General features: G+C 64.1%; 14 protein-coding genes and 1 pseudogene. 12 read left to right on the forward strand and 3 right to left on the reverse strand.

The features are described from left to right. Window positions 1-23 precede the first annotated feature (23 nt). Genes JJC00_RS32250 through JJC00_RS32270 form a run of 5 tightly spaced genes read left to right on the forward strand, consistent with a single transcriptional unit; the run spans window position 24 to window position 12231 of the window. On the forward strand, window positions 24-4118 hold the full coding sequence (locus JJC00_RS32250; protein WP_200469812.1) for a hypothetical protein: 4095 nt from the start codon (window positions 24-26) through the stop codon (window positions 4116-4118). Continuing rightward, window positions 4115-4987, forward strand: a complete 873-nt coding sequence (locus JJC00_RS32255) for a hypothetical protein (RefSeq protein WP_200469813.1) — start codon at window positions 4115-4117, stop codon at window positions 4985-4987. The genes JJC00_RS32250 and JJC00_RS32255 overlap by 4 nt, the downstream gene beginning before the upstream one ends. After that, window positions 4984-10641, forward strand: a complete 5658-nt coding sequence (locus JJC00_RS32260) for a DEAD/DEAH box helicase (RefSeq protein ID WP_200469814.1) — start codon at window positions 4984-4986, stop codon at window positions 10639-10641. Before JJC00_RS32255 ends, JJC00_RS32260 begins: the two co-directional genes overlap by 4 nt. Continuing rightward, window positions 10638-11804, forward strand: a complete 1167-nt coding sequence (locus JJC00_RS32265; RefSeq protein WP_200469815.1) for a PD-(D/E)XK nuclease family protein — start codon at window positions 10638-10640, stop codon at window positions 11802-11804. Before JJC00_RS32260 ends, JJC00_RS32265 begins: the two co-directional genes overlap by 4 nt. A gap of 55 nt (window positions 11805-11859) precedes the next feature. After that, window positions 11860-12231, forward strand: a complete 372-nt coding sequence (locus tag JJC00_RS32270; protein WP_200469816.1) for a very short patch repair endonuclease — start codon at window positions 11860-11862, stop codon at window positions 12229-12231. A 13-nt stretch (window positions 12232-12244) separates the two neighbouring features. On the opposite strand, the gene JJC00_RS38655 is transcribed toward JJC00_RS32270, so the two are convergent. Next, window positions 12245-12376 carry a hypothetical protein gene (locus tag JJC00_RS38655; protein ID WP_283816746.1) on the reverse strand — a complete coding sequence of 44 codons (132 nt, stop codon included), beginning with the start codon at window positions 12374-12376 and terminating at the stop codon, window positions 12245-12247. 263 nt (window positions 12377-12639) lie between these two features. On the opposite strand from JJC00_RS38655, the gene JJC00_RS32280 reads away from it, so the two are divergent. The 4 genes from JJC00_RS32280 to JJC00_RS32295 all read left to right on the forward strand — a co-directional run bounded on the left by JJC00_RS32280 (window position 12640) and on the right by JJC00_RS32295 (window position 14744). Next, window positions 12640-13089 carry a hypothetical protein gene (locus JJC00_RS32280; protein ID WP_246773994.1) on the forward strand — a complete coding sequence of 150 codons (450 nt, stop codon included), beginning with the start codon at window positions 12640-12642 and terminating at the stop codon, window positions 13087-13089. A gap of 95 nt (window positions 13090-13184) precedes the next feature. Beyond that, a complete protein-coding gene (locus JJC00_RS32285; RefSeq protein ID WP_200469818.1) occupies window positions 13185-13673 on the forward strand; it encodes a hypothetical protein in 489 nt (162 codons plus the stop codon). A 41-nt stretch (window positions 13674-13714) separates the two neighbouring features. Continuing rightward, window positions 13715-13921 carry a hypothetical protein gene (locus tag JJC00_RS32290; protein WP_200469819.1) on the forward strand — a complete coding sequence of 69 codons (207 nt, stop codon included), beginning with the start codon at window positions 13715-13717 and terminating at the stop codon, window positions 13919-13921. A gap of 1 nt (window position 13922) precedes the next feature. After that, the gene (locus JJC00_RS32295) at window positions 13923-14744 is read left to right on the forward strand and encodes a metallophosphoesterase (protein WP_200469820.1); all 822 of its coding nucleotides are present in this window, start codon (window positions 13923-13925) and stop codon (window positions 14742-14744) included. Between the two features lie 184 nt (window positions 14745-14928). Here the strand turns inward: JJC00_RS32295 and JJC00_RS32300 are convergent, their stop codons facing one another. Beyond that, entirely contained in the window at window positions 14929-15174 is a 246-nt protein-coding gene (locus JJC00_RS32300; protein WP_200469821.1) for a hypothetical protein, read from the reverse strand. Between the two features lie 40 nt (window positions 15175-15214). Between JJC00_RS32300 and JJC00_RS38415 the strand changes: the two genes are divergently transcribed. Then, complete coding sequence (locus JJC00_RS38415; protein WP_246773995.1) at window positions 15215-15499, forward strand: hypothetical protein; 285 nt, start codon at window positions 15215-15217, stop codon at window positions 15497-15499. Between the two features lie 8 nt (window positions 15500-15507). On the opposite strand, the pseudogene JJC00_RS38420 reads toward JJC00_RS38415, so the two are convergent. Next, window positions 15508-15609 (reverse strand): annotated as a pseudogene (locus tag JJC00_RS38420) (ATP-binding protein); the annotation flags it as partial. Window positions 15610-15638: 29 nt separating this feature from the next. On the opposite strand from JJC00_RS38420, the gene JJC00_RS32310 reads away from it, so the two are divergent. Together JJC00_RS32310 and JJC00_RS32315 are read left to right on the forward strand one after the other, a co-directional pair. Continuing rightward, window positions 15639-16127, forward strand: coding sequence for a hypothetical protein (locus tag JJC00_RS32310; protein WP_200469822.1), 489 nt, complete (start codon window positions 15639-15641; stop codon window positions 16125-16127). Next, window positions 16121-18223, forward strand: a complete 2103-nt coding sequence (locus JJC00_RS32315) for a recombinase family protein (RefSeq protein WP_200469823.1) — start codon at window positions 16121-16123, stop codon at window positions 18221-18223. Before JJC00_RS32310 ends, JJC00_RS32315 begins: the two co-directional genes overlap by 7 nt. The last annotated feature ends 6 nt before the right edge of the window (window positions 18224-18229 follow it).

Genomic DNA, 18229 nt, shown 5'->3' on the forward strand with positions numbered 1-18229 from the left:
CGGAAGTGGGTCGGCGGCTGACGATGATCATCCTCGACCCCACACAGACTCTCGCGCTGCGCAAGTCCGCATCCGGACCCGTCGACGTCACGGGCCGAGGCGGGACGGGCAAGTCTGTGCTCGCGAACGCAATCGCGTCGGACGCAGCACGCGCGGGCAAGGCTTGCCTTCTGGTCGGGGCAAGCTCAATCCTTGACCGCCCGATTGGCTATGCGGTGATCCGCGAGGTCCATCGGGTTCTCACGGATAGGGCACAACTCACTCATCTGCCCAGCTCGTCCGGGCCGCGGCCACCGCAGGAGGCCGATCCCATCGAAGCGCGCATGCGGTCAAATCCTGCCGCGGCGCGCGTTGCCGCCCGTACACTTCAACAGGCGCAGGAAATCGCCAAGGTGCATGGCCTGACCCCGGCCGAGGTAGAAGAAAGCATCGTTTCCGAACGAACGCTCACCAGCCAGGCGACGAATTCTCTTTCCTTAGCGACGCAAGACGCCTCTCGGATCGCCGACATGCTCTGGTCGGGGAATGCCAGAACCGGCCGCACCTTGAAGGATGTCGATGAAGTCGTTGCAGGCCGTCCCGTCGAGGTGCCGCCGAACGAAGAAGCCTTGGGCCTGATTGTGGCGAATGATCGGGAGTACGAAGTAGCTCTCACCAAGCTCGTTTCGAGGCGGCAGGAGGCCAAGGAAGAACGCCAAGTCTCCGGAGCGGTAGCGAGCCTGCTCCGCCCCCGGTCCTCCGACAAAACTCTTTCCGAATACCACAAGTACGCGTCATTCATGGCGCGAACAGTGGCGAGCGCAATCACGCTCATCAAGAGGCACGCAAATTTCGAGGCAGCTCTCACCGCAGCCAATGGAAACGATGCTGCCAAGGCCATCGAATACTTCATGCGCATGCGGCCCAATCAAGGGGTGGGCGCCGCCGTAAAGACTTTTGAAGCTGCCCTGCAGGACTACCGTCACGACGTCGCTTTGCTCGAGCCGCTTCTGGCTGGATACGGAAACCGCACACTCGGAAGCTTCGGGCCGGGCGCCACCGCGCAAGATGACTTGCCGCAGCACGACATCGGCTCCTTGGTCCAGAAACTCCGCGAGGCTCGGTACGCCGCTCGGCACCTCCCTGCCCACCTCGGAACCCTGCGCGCGGCCCTTCCCAAGTCTCTGTTCGAACGCATCCGTAACGCTCCCATTGAGGAAGCACCCACGGTTGTCGGCACCGCGGGCGCGCCGGACCCACGATCGAAGGCTGCGGGCGACCTCAGGCAGCTTCGGGATCTGTTTGCGAGCACTGGTTTCGGCGATTTACTCAAAGCTCCGGAGGACTTCGCGCGGCTGATCGAGCAGGCCGCGGCGGAAAAGGTGGATGACCAGCCATCCGACCCTTCACCCAGCCCCGAAGTGCTGGATCTGTTGCTGGAATTCACCACCATGGTGGAGACGCAGCCGGCACTCGCATGGCCGGCTTCTGTAACGCGGGCGAAAACCGCTCGCGAGGCCGTTGAAGCGATCCATCGCGGGCGTTTCGACGTCGTGGTTGTCGATGACGCAGCGCTTCTTTCTGCGGAGCAGACGGGAGAAATTCAGCGATCCGGCGCAACCGTGCATCGCCTCGGCCTGGCTTCCGAGTACGATGCGATGTCGCTCGAAATCCCACACCGACAGACCGAGGCTGCAGTCGCTGCGGCGGCTTCCGGGCAGCCTGGCCGGTGGCTGGGGGCTCCCGGCGGTCTCGGCGTTGTCGTTCGCACGGATCCGGCACTCAGCCTAGCCCAACTGTCAGGAGCGGCCGGCCGTCTTGTTTCCGAACTGTTCAGGCGCGGCTGCAGCGCCACGCTTTCGTCAAGCGGACAGGCTGCCGACATCATCGTCGCGGTTGCAGATGAACTTAGAGACGCCGATCTCACTGCGGCTGCAGAAAACGCTGCCCAGGGAGTTGTCGCGCTTTGCCGGGCGGACGGACGCTCGCCCACTGCCTCCATCGAGCAAAGCCCGACCGCCGACGTGAAATCCGCCCAAGCTCTGGGATGGAGCATCTCTCGTTCAACTATCGAAGGAACGGTCGTCGAGAAGGACGGCCGGCTCACGGCGCTTCTCAACGAAGCGGTTGCGGCATCTCCACGCGATGAGACCATAGCCGACGTCTGTCGTCGGCTGGAGATTTTGGGCTGGCGCCCGGTCGTAGTCTGGAATGGCGCGGAACGCAGCTCCCACGATCTCGGAAATCTGCTCGCAACTCACTCAGTCGCGACCGCCCCCAACCCGATCCGGAAGATCGTCGACGAATTTGATCTGCATGATCCCTCTCCATCCGGCGGCGGCTCTTCTCCGGATAGCGGCGATCAACAATCCGACGCTACCGGACCTGGCGAGGCCACAACGAGCTCGCCTCTTCCAGTCGACGCCACTGCCGACGTTGCTGCAACTCTCCCCGAGAATGATGCCGGCCAGAGCGACCCCGAAAACCTGACCGCAGAGGCCGCCTCAAGCATCTCGGCCGAATGTCCCGATTATTCTTCGGCTTCCGAGACTGCCGATGCCGCCGCGTCCGAAGAGCAACAAGAAGGCTCTTTCGATGGAGCCGGCCAACCGCTGGAGCGCGAGTCGCCCCCTTCGCAGGGCACCGAGAATGCAGTCCGTGCTGACGCGGCCCCTCCCGACCTGTCTCCAAGTGACGGCCGGGAACATTCGGAGAGCGAAGCTGCTGCCGTCGAGACGGCCACGGCGGTTGACGAAGCTAGGGGCGAAGACTCGGCTGAGAAGGCTTCCGGACAGCTTACCAAGGAAAGCGGCGCGCTTGCGCCGGCTATCCCGCGCCAGCAGGCAATCTTCCGGGACAGGAGAGGCGCCCGAAAGCCATCTGCTCAAAAGGACTCGGACGCGCCCCAGCGAGAACGCCGGGCGGCTCGCTTGCGGCAAGCCGATGCGCGACTGCGGCTCCTGGTGGATCGAATAAGAAAGCGTGTCGGGCTGGCCGTCGTACTGCTCAAACCCGAGGGGTTTCCGGAAGAAGCGGACATCGACGGCACCTCCGTGCTGGCCTTCGAGTCGCGTTACGACGATATCGACCAAGAATGGAGCAACGTTCTCCTCGACGATGAATTCCGCTTGAGAGATGGCGCGCAAGGCCTCGAATGGATCCGAGGCGCGAGACCCTTCCATCTCTTCGCCGGGCTGCCGGGCGAGACGGGCCTAATGTCGATATCCGCCGCGCCGCTGGCCGGCGATTGCACGATCGTATGCCGCGCCAGAGACATCGAAGCGATTGCGGCTGCAGCGGCCGAAGCGGGATCGCCGGAGCTCAGACGGCTGGGGGACTTCGAAGGAATCCCTTCCGAGTGGGTGGTACTGGAAGGCTATGCGCCCGTCCGGGCTTTGACCGACCTGCCGGAATGGCTCAAGCCACTGGATCCCGGCGCCAACATAGTCATCGCACTTTCCGACAGCTTCGAAGTCCGGCACGCAACCTACGCCGAGGGGGGCGCGCCTTTCGTACGGATCGAGGGAATGCCCGGCAACTGCCAAGTGTTCATCGACGATGCGCCGGCAGAGAGACAAGAAGACGGAAGCTGGACCGCCCCGGGCTGGGATGCGCCCGGACAGCATCGCGTCATGGTCGTTCCAGGGCCTTCGCGCAGCTATAACGTCATGCCCGATCCAGCTCGCTGCAATGGCTGGGAACCATGGAGTGCTCATGACAACGTGGTGCCGCTGCTGTCCGGATCGGCAGCCGTTTGCGGGGCGATGGTATTCTGCCCGGACGGCCGAACGGTGCTCGCTACCGAGCCCGCGTCGAGCGTCATAGCGCTCGGCGTGCAACATGAGATTAATTCCCTAGCGGTCCGAAGAGACGCACCTGCGGCGATCGCCGCGCTCCCATTCGAGCCGCTTTTCGCGATCCTCTCCTCCGGCGGACGAAGAGACAGTAACAGGATCCTGGCGCTCGACTTCCCGGCCACCGCCGCCAAACACAAACCGCGAAAATTCGACAACCGCTGGGTTTCGACGATCCGAGAGATGGCCGCGCGCCGCGTTCCGGTACGGCCGGCAACGCCGGCCGCCAAGGCGGCCTGGCGTTCGATCACCAAGGAGGCTAGACGGTGGAGGCGCGTTCGATGACGGACCGCCTGCTCGAATGGCTCTCCTATCGCGGCAGCGGAAGAGCAAACGATCTCCCGGCCGATCTTCGGCCGGAAAGCCGCCCGTACCGCGCGATCGCCGACCTGGCCATCCTCGGCCATATCGAGCAGCAGCAGGACGACCGCTGGCGGGTCGCCCCGCCCGTGCTCGCCGCGCTAGGCGACGGTTCGGAAGAGTTCGCGACCGCTGTGCTATGCGGAGCGAGAACCAGCGGCCTGACGGAGAAGCTGGCCTTGGCCTGCGCCGCCCACGGTGGCGCGCTCACGCGCATCCCGCAGCACAAGCGGCCGGACTGCATCCGCGTGAGTGCGGCGACGACATCCGATCTATGCGCCATCGCAGCGGCGGCCGCGCTCAACTGGCAGCGAGACGCCGGGTTCACTCTGCTGGCCAGCCTTCCGACGATCTCGTCCTGGCCGCGCAGCAGCTGCCAGATGGTGTCCGGAAGGGTCAAAGGAGTCCGCAGGTTTTCCAAGTCCAAGCTGCAGTGGGTTGCTTCGGCTCTGGAGGAAACCCGCATGACGGACCGCGGGCTATTCCTGATTAAGCGGGACTACGACAGCATCGTCCTGCTCAAGGACGCGGCGGACTCCCAGTCGGAGATCGATCTGGCGGCTGGCCGTCTCGTCGTCGCGAAAGGCGCGAGGGAACTCCACATCGATCTCAAATCGCAGTCCCTGCGGTTGCCGTGGACACTGACTCCACCCGTGCTTGTCTCGCGCGCGCTGACGCTTTGTTCGGGGCTGCTGCCAGAAGTGTGGCGTGAACGCAAAGAGCTGGTCTTCCGCGGAGTGACAGGCCGAATGGCGCGGCTCGCGGCCGCGGTACTGGGATTGAGGATAGCATGACCGACGCAATGGCCGTCTTCCGCGGACTGAAGGAAGCCTATCTCCGGTATTTCGACAGCCCGTTCGATCTCAGGTTCGACGAGCTCGTGGAAGAGCGGCGGGCACTTCTCGACCGCGACGGCGTGCTCTATCGAGACCCGCTCATCGAACCGCAGCCCCCGTATGTCGGCAGCGGCCACGACATCGTCGGAGCGGCGTCCGCCGCACTCGGCGGCGCAGCCGGATGGTCGCCGCAAGCCGTCGCGGATCTGGGCGAGTTCGCGGCGAGCGGACTGTTTCAAACGCGTGGCGGTCCGCCGATTGAACTCTACCGCCACCAAGTGGAAATGCTCAGGATATCGGCGGCCGAGCGCCGCGACGCGGTGATCCTGACCGGCACCGGTTCGGGAAAAACCGAATCCATCTATCTGCCGGTGTTCGCTTCGCTCATCCGGGAATCGATGAACTGGCCGCAGGCGCCAGGGGCTCCCCGAAACGACTGGTGGGACATGACGCCGCCAGCCGGGTCCGCGGCGCGAACCCGGCACCCCAGAATCAGCCAGCGGGCTCACGAACAGGGCGCGAGACTGCCGGGTATCCGGGCGCTTGTAATGTATCCGCTCAACGCACTGGCCGAAGACCAGATGACGCGCCTGCGGCAGTCACTCGACAGCGATATGGTACGCGGCTGGCTGAACGCGAACCGGCGAGGCAACCGGTTCTGGTTCGGCCGCTACATCGGGTCGACGCCCGTTCCCGGACAGCCCGGAAACGATGATGCGGTCAACCGGCTGCGCGACGCGATGAGGAAGCTCGCCGAGACGGCCAGAACGGCGAGACTGGCGGGACACGGAGACGCGGAGCGCTTCTTCCCGCGTCTCGACGGCGGGGAGATGTGGAGCCGCTGGGACATGCAGGATGCTCCCCCGGACATCCTGGTCACCAACTACAGCATGCTCAACATCATGCTAATGAGAGACGTCGAAACGCCGGTCTTCGCGAAGACTCGCGACTGGCTCGCGAGCGACCCGGAGAACGTCTTTCACCTCGTTGTCGACGAGCTTCATTCCTACCGAGGCACGCCCGGGACCGAGGTCGCTTACATCATCCGCGTACTGCTGGACCGGATCGGCCTCCATCCCGACCACCCACAACTCAGAATTCTCGCATCGAGCGCTTCGCTCGGCTCGGACGACGCGAAGGCGCAGGAATATCTGAGCCAATTCTTCGGTACTTCCCGCGACTTCGGTTTCGTCCGGGGAGGCGCCATGCCGATCCCGGCGGGCGCCATCGGACGCGTCCAAGGACTTGGAGCGTTATTCGCGCGGCTCGGCGGCGCGATCGAGGCGAACCTCGAGGCGGACATCCACGACAGCATCGACGCACTCAGCGACGCTTCCGGTTTGCCGCGTCCGCCTCAGACACTGCCGCTCGAAGGCCGGCTCGGCGAGGCGCTAGGCTCCGCCGGAATTCCCGATGCAGTCAGAGCCGCATGCAACAGCGGGAGCGACGAACAACCGGTCGTGCGCCCCCTTACGCCAGGCCGGATCGGAACGAGCCTCTTTCCGGGATCGGAGGAGAGCGAAGCGGCGTCGGCGGGGCAAGGCGTCATCGCGTCGCTGGCGCGCGCCCGCAACGGCGCTGGCGCACCCCTGCTGCCGCTGCGGGAGCACGTGTTCTTCCGGAACGTGCAGGGGATATGGGCATGCACGAATCCGCAGTGCACCGGGGTGAGACGCACCGAAACGGACATACCGGTAGGCAGGCTTTTCGACAGGGCCGTCACCACGTGCGTGTGCGGCTCGCGGGTGCTGGAAATGCTCTACTGCGAGCCCTGCGGCGACGTGTTTCTCGGAGGCTACCGGCGAGAACTAGGAAACAACGCTTGGTCGCTCGTTCCCGACGATCCGAACATCGAGAAGGCGCCGGACCATTCAGCGAGCGACCGTACGTACTCCAACTACGCCGTCTACTGGCCTTCCCGAACCGCGGCCGGTCTGCGTACGCCGCAAAAGGATCAATGGGACCAGGACGGCGTCAGAAGGCGATGGCATAGAGCGCGCTACGACCACCTCACCGGCGAGATAGAGCTCGCGAGAACCCAGGCGGCAGCGACCGGCTTCATCTACTACGTCAAGCGCCTTCACGAACCGAACGCAGACGTCGTTTCGCTGACAGTGCCGTCCGCCAACAACGAACGGCCCGCCGTCTGTCCCCGGTGCGAAGCGAACTGGGCCAAGCTGGCGAGCGCGGCTCCTATACGCACCCAGCGCACCGGTTTCCAGAAGACTGCGCAGGTTCTGACGGATGCGCTGCTCAGAGAGATCGCGCCGGTCGCTCAGGGAGCGGCCCATGCCGTCGAGGATTCCAGACGCAAGCTCGTCCTCTTCTCGGACAGCAGGCAGGACGCGGCGAAACTCGCCGTAGGCGTCGCGAAATCGCACTGGCGCGACGCGCTGCGGCAGGTTCTGGTCGAAGGCGTCTCGGACGAGGCTCGCGGAATATTAGCATTCGACAGGCGACTGCGCGGCGAACCGGTTAGCGACGAAGAAGACAGGCTCGCCGATGCCTTCGGTGCCGCCCGTCAGGAGGCGGCCAATGCGATGATGGCAGTCCAGCTGGGACAGGGTGCCCGGCCGTCCCGGATCGGCGGCTTCACCAACCAGGCGCTCAGGGACAAGACGCTGGCGGAAGCGCGGGACGGAGTGCTGCCCATCCGAACCATGAGCGATCAGGCCGAGCGCAGGCTGCTCGCCAACGGAATGAATCCTGGCGGTGTCGATCGCAGCGTGACTTGGACCGATCTGGAACGTCAGACGGGTGACTGGCCCCGGCTCTTCGACTGGCAGCTCGATCCTCCCGCGTTCCGGCAGGGCCTTACTCCCGACGAACTTGAGCACCGGCGGCGGATCGGCAACGCGGAGCGAGAGGCGATCGCCGAGTCGGTCTTTTCCGGCGGTAGGCGAGATTTCGAGTCGCTCAAGCTCGGCGTCGTTACCTTCGATCCGCAGTCCGCGCCGGGGAACGACCACGTCCTGCAGCAGGCCGCCGAAAGCTGCATCCGGATGCTCGGCAAGCGTCGGCGCATCGATACCCACCGCGCGACCGGCGACCGCAACGACCTTCCGAGATACATCGGCGACTACCTCACTGCGGTCGCCACTCTGAACGCCAGAGATCCCGCAGCCTTCCGCCAGGACGTGCTCGGACTGATGACCCGCTGCAGAGTGTTCAATCAAGGCATTTTGGAGTTCGACCATCTGTTCGTCAGACGGCCCCGCGAAAGCTACTTTCAGTGCGGCGTCTGTTCGCGAGTCCACCTCCATCGGAGCGGCGGAATCTGCAGCAATTGCGAGGCGCCCTTGGGGACCGCCCTGCGGATCGGCGTCGACGACGCCCGCGAGGGATTGGACTACTACACGTGGCTCGCCACTCAGGCCGGACCGGTATTCCGCTTGAACTGTGCCGAGATGACCGGACAGACGGACAAGGTGGTCGCGCGAGACCGCCAGCGTCTATTCCAGAACGTCCCAATCGGCGACGAATTCGGACTGACGGACAATCTCGATCTTCTGAGCGTCACTACGACGATGGAAGCCGGCGTCGACATAGGCTCGTTGCTCGCGGCCATGATGGCGAACATGCCGCCAATGCGCTTCAACTACCAGCAGAGAGTCGGCCGGGCCGGACGACGTGGCGCCGCCGTCTCGATTGCGCTGACCCTGTGCAGAGGACGAAGCCACGACGACTACTACTTCCAGCGCCCGGACCGCATCACGTCGGATCCCCCTCCGCCGCCCTACGTCGACACGGACAGACGACAGATCCTTCAGCGCGTCCTGAACAAGGAAGTGCTCAGGTCCGCCTTCGCGGAGCTCGACCTCTTCGCGACGGCCGATGGCGACAGCGTCCACGGAGAATTCGGACGAGCCGACGCCTGGACGAACGCGCCGGACCAGACGCCGGCCGGCTACGCGGGAAACACCGTGGCTGAAATAGTCCAGGAATGGATCGACGGCCACGGCTCCGAGGTGGAGCATGCCTGCGACATGCTGCTGACCGGGACGACGATGGCCGCCACCGATCCGACTTCGCGCGCGGAAGCCCTCGCCTTCGTCAGGACGCAGCTTGTGCAGCAGATCACGGACGCCAGCCAGGATGTCACGCTCGTTCAGGACGCGCTGAGCGAGCGGCTCGCGAACCACGGCCTACTGCCGATGTTCGGATTTCCCACCCGTGCCCGCAACCTCTATCATGGAAGGCCGACGAGATGGCCGCCGCGGGACGTGATCGACCGCGACCTCGAACTCGCGGTCAGCATGTTCGCGCCCGGCGCCGAGACCGTGAAGGAGCGGGCGATCCACACGTCGATCGGCGTCGTACGGTACTTCCCGCAAGGGCAGATGGTTGAGGAAGACGACGATCCTCTCGGACCGCCCGTGATCGTCGGAGTTTGCGGAAACTGTCAGCACGTGGAAACGGTCAACGTGGTCCCGGGACCGTGTCCGACGTGCGGCGCGCCCGAGGGCGCCGGCGACCGCCAGTACCGTCTCCTCGATCTGCGCCAGCCCAAGGGCTTCACCAGCTATTACACCGGCGCTCGCGATTACGACGGGGCCTTCGAATTCGTCCCGCGGGCGGCCCGTCCCAAGGTCGGACGGCCCCAGTTCGCCATCAATCCGCATCTCAATTTCGAGGTGGGAGCGGGCAGCGAAGGACGGCTCTACGTCATCAACGACAATGGAGGCCGGCTGTACGAACTGGTGCGTATTTCGATGAATTCGCATGCCATGGTGGACGTCGGCGCCATGCAGTCCGCCGAACTGAAGGCCGCAGCCGCCGAAGACCGGCGGCCGCGGACGGTCGGAACAAATCAGATCGGCCAGCCCGTACGATGTGCGCTGGCGGCCATCAGCAAGACCGACATGATGCTGCTCGGCATCAGGACTTTCGGGACCGGACGGGGCGCCGATCCGAGGACACCGCAGGGACGCGCGGCCCTGTACTCTCTCTCGTTCATGCTTCGGCGAGCCGCGGCGGTTCTCCTCGACGTTCAGGATCACGAACTGAAATCCGGCATCCGGAGCGTGGAGGACGTCGGCACCGAAGTCACGGGACAGGTGTTCCTCTGCGACACGCTCGAGAACGGTGCGGGCTACGCGACCCATCTGGGCCAGCCCGCCGTCGCGGAAGAACTGCTTCAGATGATCTGCGAAACCGGGCACCGGGACTTCTTCGAGAGACTCGAAGACCCGTTGCACGCCGACTCCTGCGATACGTCATGCCCCGACTGCCTGAGAAGCTACAGCAACCTCCAGTACCACAATCTCCTCGACTGGCGTCTCGCCGTCGACCTTGCCGCGCTGGCGCTCGACGCGAATGCGGACATCTCGCTGTCGTCGCCACGGTGGACCAGAGTTGTTGACAAAGCCGCCACAACACTTCTCAACGCGCGTCCGAACCACCGACGGCTGACAATTGCCGGACTGCCTGCGATCGCCAACGGCACCGACGTCAAAATCGTAACGCATCCGCTGTGGCTCACGGGGCGCGGCGTGAATCCGTGCCGGGAAGTTGCCCGCGCCTGGAACGAAGCCGAACGCGTACACGGATTCCGAATCGATCCCGACGCTTCCTTCGTTTCGGTATTCCGGGCTCTGCGGCAGCCCCTATGACGCCCCTCTCGATCGCGCCACTTGAAAGCACCAGTCCGACGGCCGCCGCGGAGATGGCGATCTGCGGCTTGCGGGCCGGCCTTTCGTCGTGCAAAGACGCCGACGCGTGGGTGCTGCACGATCCTCGCCTCTGGCTCGGGATCGCCTTTCACTCTCTGATGGAGAAGGCGCGAAGAGGACTGGCCGGCGCTGCCCTCCAGTCAGCCTGGAATGAAATTGTCGAACGGCTCGTTCAGGAAGCTGGCTCACACCAATTCGATCGCAGGTTCGCAAGTACCGCCCGCTGGCCGAATTACTACCTGGTCGAGGAGAGAGCCGTCAGCGCGGCGACCGAACTTGCGACGAGATCGCACGCGGTGCTCGGCGTATTCCCGACGAGCGAATATCAACTGAATTATGGTACGGAGAGAAAGCTTGTCGCGCGATCAGGCCGGTTAATCGGACGACCCGACCGTTTCAACAAACGCGCCGTCACAGACTACAAGTCAAATTTGCCCGACCAGACAACGGCTATCGGGTCCGAAATCTTTCGGCGGAACCGCCGGCAAGTCCAAATATACGCCGCGATGATCGCCGAAGCTGCCGGTTACTGGCCGCAGAAGGGCATTCTCGCCGCCGCTTCCGGAGATCTGATCGAATTCGAACTCAATCCGGCAGAGTGCGATGCCGAGGCCGATCGCGCCGTCTATGACCTCGAGGCTTGGAATCGCAAACTCGCGTCCGCTTGCCAACCTGCGGATATCGCCAGCCCATCCGCGCAAGCTTGTCAAAATTGCCGCTTCAAACTTTTGTGCCCAGCCTTCTGGCCATGGCTCGCGCAGAGACAAACTGCCGATATGCCTCAGAACAACGTCGCCGTCAGCGGCCGCCTGAAGTATGTTCAGCTAGGCAACGACCGCGATGTGCAAACCGTCGTACTAGCGGATCCAACCGCGAGCGTTCCTCAAATTACGACGGCCAGCCTGGTGACCCGCCGTTCGATACATGGAGACCTATCGCAAAATCCGGTCGGTGCCGAATGCAGGATCGTGGGCGCCGAGCTTCGCCGCGACTGGCGCTTGGTGGCAGACCTGCACACTTTGCTAATGCCGACGGACCAGCTTCCCGAGATCGTCATTCGTCCGGACACGATGCGCCCGCCGAACAAGGTACGACTTGCCTAAGCTTCGAAAGCTTCTTCCTCGCCGCAAAAGAGCGCCTTTGAGCAGAGGCGAAGCGATGTCGCGGATCCGATCGACAGACACGACGCCAGAGCGAGTCGTCAGAGCACTGCTGGCCGATGCAGGCGTCCATTACCGACTGAACGTCCGCGACCTTCCCGGAAAACCCGATTTTGCCAACAAGCGGCGAAAGTTCGCAATTTTCGTGCACGGCTGCTTCTGGCACTCACACGACAACTGCGCTCTCGCTTCGGATCCGAAATCAAACCGAAGCTACTGGCAGCCAAAGCTAGAAAAAACGAAGGCCCGAGACCTTGCGCACTTGGAGAGGCTCAAAGAGCTTGGCTATCGGGTGCTGGTTATCTGGGAATGCTCATCGCGCAAACCGGAGACCGCCGCCGAGCAGATCGCCGACTTCTTCGAGGACTGATACGCAATGACTTTCAGCGCGCTTGCTTTCTCTCCCGTCGCTTCAAAAACTCTCGCGCGGCATGCTCCATCACGTCCCAAGCGGCCCGATGCTCGTCGATGCCGACCTGCTTGATGTCCGCGATCACGTCCGGATGCATCATCATCAGGAATTGAACCCTGTCCCCGATCGGGGTTCGCTTCCCCCGCTTAGGCACCTTCCTTTTCCCGACCATCCGCCCGTCCGCTGCGCGAGAATCTTTTGTTAACCATAAGGCCGCAGCGCCTCTCGCGCCAGTCTCTGGCGAGTTCGTCTTATATAACAAGGCCATGGCTTCCTATATAAGAAGGAGGCGCTAAGCCCTTGACTCCAGCTGCCCATTCTGCTTTGAATGTTCTTGTTTTGTTCACGGTAAGCGTTGAGGTCGGCATGTCGGGCGTCGCGGGAAATTGGAGGGCCGAGCTCATCGAGCGTCACCGCGACCTCTTCCAGCCGCCGGCCGACTTCCCGGGCGCGGTCCAGGGCTCGCCCGAGTGCGACGCCGGCTGGCTCGACCTGCTCGACCGGCTCTGCGTCCGGATCCGGGCAGCGGTCCAAGCCGACGGGGGGACCTTCAAGTTCAGCCAGATCAAGGAAAAGTACGGGACGTTGCGGGCCTATTGGGACGGCAAGCTCTCTCCGCACGCGGCCGCCCGGGTCGAGGAGGCCATCGCGCTGGCCGAAGCCCGCAGCGCCGTGACCTGCGATTTGCGGCGAGCCAGGCCGGCTGCATGGCGACGGCTGGCTGACGACCCGCTGCGCGACGCATTCCGAAGGCCGCCCGGTGGTCGAGCACCGGGCCGGCATCGAGAACGTGCACCTCGTGAAGCATTTTCTTGAGGGCAGGCGCTTCGTCATCTGCCGTCGCTATGACCGCCAGAACGACGTTTTTGTCGACGTCGACCCCACTTCTCTCGGCATCGAGGAGCGCTGAGATGGCGACCGACTGGAAGCGCGACCTCATGCTGCGGCACGCCCGACTGTTCCTCCCCATGGCGGAGGAGCCCAGCCGCTCGGTCGGCTACCCCCATTGCGACCACGGGTGGCAGGACATCCTGCTGCGGCTCTGCCGTAGGATCGAAATCGCGCTGCTCGATCGCGAGACCTTCGAGTTCGTCCGCATCCGGCAGAAGATGGGCATCCTGCGGGTCGACTGGGACGCCGAGGCCTCGGAGGACACGGAGGCCAGCATTGGCCATGCCGTCGATCTCGCCGTCGCCCGCTCCGCCTGCACTTGCGAAATCTGCGGGGCAGAGGGGCAAAGGTACAGCAAGCGCGGCTGGCTCTTGACGCGGTGCGCCGATCACGCGGCAGGCGATCCGGTGCCGAACAGACCAGGCTTCGAGAACGTTCACCGGCTACGCCGATGGGGGGACAAGCCGGCATGTATTACGCGCGCTACCACCGCGCGACCGACACGTTGACCGAGGTCCCAGCCCCGCCGCGGAGCCAGAAGGAGTAGCCGATGGCCAAGTTTCTCTGCCACGCCTGCGGCCAGGAAGGCGAGTTCACCTACGATCCGGCGCGGCACGAATGCCCTCGCTGCGGATCGCGCGACGCGCAGTTCGCGCTGGGAATGGAGGAGATGCCGGACGAACTTATCGACCGGATCGTCGAGAGCCTCAGCCAGGCCGAGCGCCTGGACGACCACCCGAACGACGAGGATCACTGACGTGAGGCTCTGGATTCTTTCCGATTTGCACCTCGAACTCACCCGCGGCTGGGACCTGCCGTCCGGTGAGGCGCGGCCGGACTTCGACGTCATGGTGGTCGCCGGCGACCTGATCCCGCGCATGGAAAGGGGTGTCGCCTGGCTGATCGATCGCGTGCCTGACCGGCCGGTGCTTTACCTCCAAGGCAACCACGAATCCTACGGCGAGGACATCGACCGCACGCTCGAGAAGGCCAAACAGGCGGCGGCCGGCACGAACGTGCTCGTGCTGGAAAACGAGGCTGTCCGCATTTGCGACGTGACCTTTGCCTGCTGCGCGCTCTGGACGGACTTCGCGCTGTTCGGAGACGAACGCCGGGAGATGGCGGTTGCCGCGGAGCGCATGAACGACTTCAAGAAGATCCGAACCAGCCAGTACGCCCAGCGCTTCCGGCCCGCGCACGCACTGGCCAGGCACCGGCGGTCCCGAGCCTTTCTCGAGGCCGAGCTCCGCAAGGATCGGCCCGGCCCCCTTGTTATCGCCACCCACCACGCCTGCCGGCGGCCGGCGCTTCGCCTGTCGAACCCGCCCACGTCGGACGAGCTTCTGAGCGCGGCATATTATAGCGATCTCACTGCGCTGATGGTGTCGGCGCCCGACGATGGTCGAGGCGCGTTGCGGCCCGCAGACCTCTGGATCTACGCGCATACCCATGAGTCCTTCGACGACGTGATCGGCGAGACCCGAGTCGTGTCGAACGCGAAGGGCTATGGCCCGTGGCTGCCGCGCGAGCGCGCCTGGGACAATCCCAATTTTAACGAGAAGCTCATCATCGAGATCTGAAAGGGGCCGACCATGACCGACGCCGACCAGAAACACACCGAGACCCGCCCCGCCCTTTCCATGGTTTCGGATGCTTCGTCATGTTCACACCCAAGGCCCGACGCGGCCGCCCCGACTTCTTGCCAAGACCCCGGCCCCGATCCCTGCGCGACACGCTGCGCTGCGCGAGGCTCTCGTCCAGGCGTCACTCGATCCGGCGATCCGGGCGATCCTTCACGTTCCGTCGGCGCTTGCTGGGCCCGCGCAAGTAGTCGACGTCGACGCCACCGTCCTGACCCGGAACGACGGCCGCTTCTACTTCGACGTCGTCCCCGCCCGACGCGTCCGGGAGCTCGACGAAGAAGGTCTCGCCTTGATCGCGCTGCGCGATCTCGGCCTGCAGCAGCTCGTCGTCACGGCCGAATCTGCGCGCCGAGCCGCGCCGGTCCAATGTCCGCCTGGTCTGGTCCTACAAGGACCGGCCGGTACCCGTGCCGCTGCGCCTACGCATCCTCAAGGTTCCTGCGGACGAGGGGCCGATGGAGCTCGGCCGGCTGCTCGAGATGGTCAGCAGCGACCTCGATCCCTCGCCGGCCGTGATGTCGCTCGGCTGCGCAAACCTCCTCGAACTCGACCTGACGTGTCAATCGGCTTGCAAATTTGACCCCTCATCGGCGTCCAATTTTGACCCCTTTGCGCGGCGAGCTTTGCTGGTAGCGCTCGTCTCGTCGGAGCTGGCCGGGATAGCGGAGGCGAGACGAGCGCGGGTGGCGTGATCGTCGTCTCGGCTCTTGAACCGCCAGCTGTCGTTGCCGGTCTCGACAATGTCGCAGTGATGGGTCAATCGGTCGAGCAGCGCGGTAGTCATTTTGGCGTCGCCGAACACGACAGAGTACCCCTATTTTGGAACGGGTCGTGTCTCACGTCACGATCACCGACCCGCATCATTTTCTGTTCGGGCTCCGGCTTGAGGTGCTGAAGGAGCGGTCGGGACGCGGTCCCGCCTACGTCGTTGTCGCGCTGCCGGACGGACGGCGGCGGGGGGTTCGGATCGCGTCGACGGACCTTGCCGAGACGTCGATCGCTTCCCACCCGAACGCGGCCGATCTGCCGCGCATCAGTGTACGTACGCTGATCCCATTGATGCAACATTTGAGCGCGAGTCTGAGCCTTCTCGACGAGAAGGTGATTCGCGATGACCCACCGACCGCTCCCAGGTCGCGTTGCGTATCGACCCCTGCCAACGTTGGCAAATCCACCCGGCCGTCCGACGGCCGACATTCCGCGCCTCTGGCCGAATCTGTCGACCGCGACGCAAACCCAGATTGCTCAAACGATCGCCGCGCTGATGCGGCGAATGCAAGCGATCCCCGGCACGCCCGGAAGGGGACTGGGTCGTGCTGATCAGCTCGACCGTCGCTGACGAGCGGCTCACGACCGCACACCGAGCTAGGTTGGCCTATGTCTACGTGCGGCAGTCATCCGTGAACCAGGTGCGCCAGCATCAGGAGAGCACCGAGCTGCAGTACCGCCTTGTCGATCGCGCCATCGGTCTGGGCTGGCCGCCGGAGCGCGTCCAGGTGATTGACGAGGATCTGGGCAAATCCGGTGCTGGCGGCGTGGACCGTCATGGTTTCCACAAGCTCATTGCCGAGATCGGCCTTGGCAACGCCGGTCTGGTGGTGAGCCTCGACGCTTCTCGCCTGGCCCGCAATAACCGGGACTGGCATCAGCTTCTCGAACTGTGTTCGGTGTTCGGCGTGCTCATTGCGGATGGCGAGCGGCTTTACGATCCGCGCGCCTACCACGACCGCCTGCTGTTGGGCTTGTCCGGCATCATGAGCGAGGCGGAGTTGCATCAGCTTCGGATGCGCCTGCACCAAGGCGAACGCCAGAAGGCGGCGCGGGGCGAACTGCGGCTGCCGCTGCCAGCCGGGCTCGTCTACGATCGAGCAGGCACAATTGTTCTCAATCCGGACGAGGAGGTGCAGGCCCGTCTTCATCTCGTATTTGCCAAATTCCGGGAACTGCAAAGCGCGCGTCGTGTGATGCGTTACCTGGACAGGAACGGATTGTCCTTGCCGGTTCGGCCGCTGCTTGGACCATCTCCACACGAGATCGTCTGGCGTGCGCCAGATAGTGCACGCGTCCTTAATATCCTTCAGAATCCGGCCTATGCTGGGGCGTATGTTTATGGCCGCCGGCAAAAGGATCCGAGCCGATGCCGGCCGGGATCGCTGACGGGAACGGTCAAGGTAGCGATCGCGGATTGGGCGGTTTGCCTCCACGCCGCTCACCCAGGCTATATCAGCTGGGAGGAGTTCATGGCCAACCAGGGGCGATTGGCAAATAACGTCTGCCGCTATGAGGCGGGACACTCTGGCGTACCGCGCAAGGGGGCAGCCCTGTTACAAGGAATTGCGGTCTGCGGTCGTTGTGGACGGCGCATGAGCATGCGCTACACGGGCCCGAACGCCGACTACCCGGTCTATTGCTGCCGCTCGGATCGGGACCAGCAAGGCAGTGCAATGTGCCAGGAAGTCCGGGCCTTGGCGGTTGACGCGCTGGTTGAGCGGATGGTCCTCGATGCCTTGGTGCCGGATCAGATTGAGATCGCACTCGCGGCGGCGGGCCAACTGGAGCAGGAGAGCCGTCAGCTCGAGCGCCAGTGGGCGCTTCGCGTGGAGCGCGCCCGCTACGAGGCCGAGCGCGCTCGGCGCCAGTATGACGCCGTAGAGCCCGAGAACCGTCTTGTGGCGCGCTCACTTGAGCGGGCTTGGGAAGAGAGGCTGCGTGTCGTCGAGGCGGTCGAGCAGGAGCATGCGCGTTGGCGCGCGCAAGAGCCGCTTCTGATTGGCCCGGCGGAACGCGCAGGGCTACAAGCGCTCGGCGAGAACCTGTCGCGGATCTGGAACGCGGCCACTACGTCGGCAGCCGATCGCAAGCGCATTCTGCGATTTGTGATCCGCGAAGTCGTTCTAGATCAGAAGCGGACCCGAGGTCAGGTGTGGCTCAAGATCGTCTGGCAGACCGGTGCAACCAGCGCGCATCACGTGCAACGGCGCGTTCAGACCTACCGCGATTACATCGACATTGATCGATTGCGGCAACGGATCGTGGAGTTGAACGCTGAACACAAAATGGATGGCGAGATCGCGGCAATACTCAATCAGGAAGGCTTCGTCGCGGCCCGAGGCTGCGCCTTCAAAGGCGAGAATGTCTGGCTGTTGCGGACCCGCTGGGGCATTCCTACCGTCAAAATCAACGGCGTGGACAAGAATCCGATGCGCTGGCCCGATGGGAGCTTCTCAATTCAGGGCGCAGCGGCTCAGCTCGGCGTAACCCCGCAGACGGTGTTCGACTATCTCGCGCGGGGATTGCTGGAAGGTCGTCAGTTAGCCAAAGGCCAGCCATGGCAGATCGAGCTCTCAGACGACCAAATCCGTCAGCTTCGCAATCGGGTACGACGCACCAAGCGTTCGAGGAAGGAGGCATCATGAAGTCAT

Origin of the sequence: Bradyrhizobium diazoefficiens, from assembly GCF_016616885.1 — a bacterium.
Classification (GTDB): Bacteria; Pseudomonadota; Alphaproteobacteria; order Rhizobiales; family Xanthobacteraceae; genus Bradyrhizobium; species Bradyrhizobium diazoefficiens_F.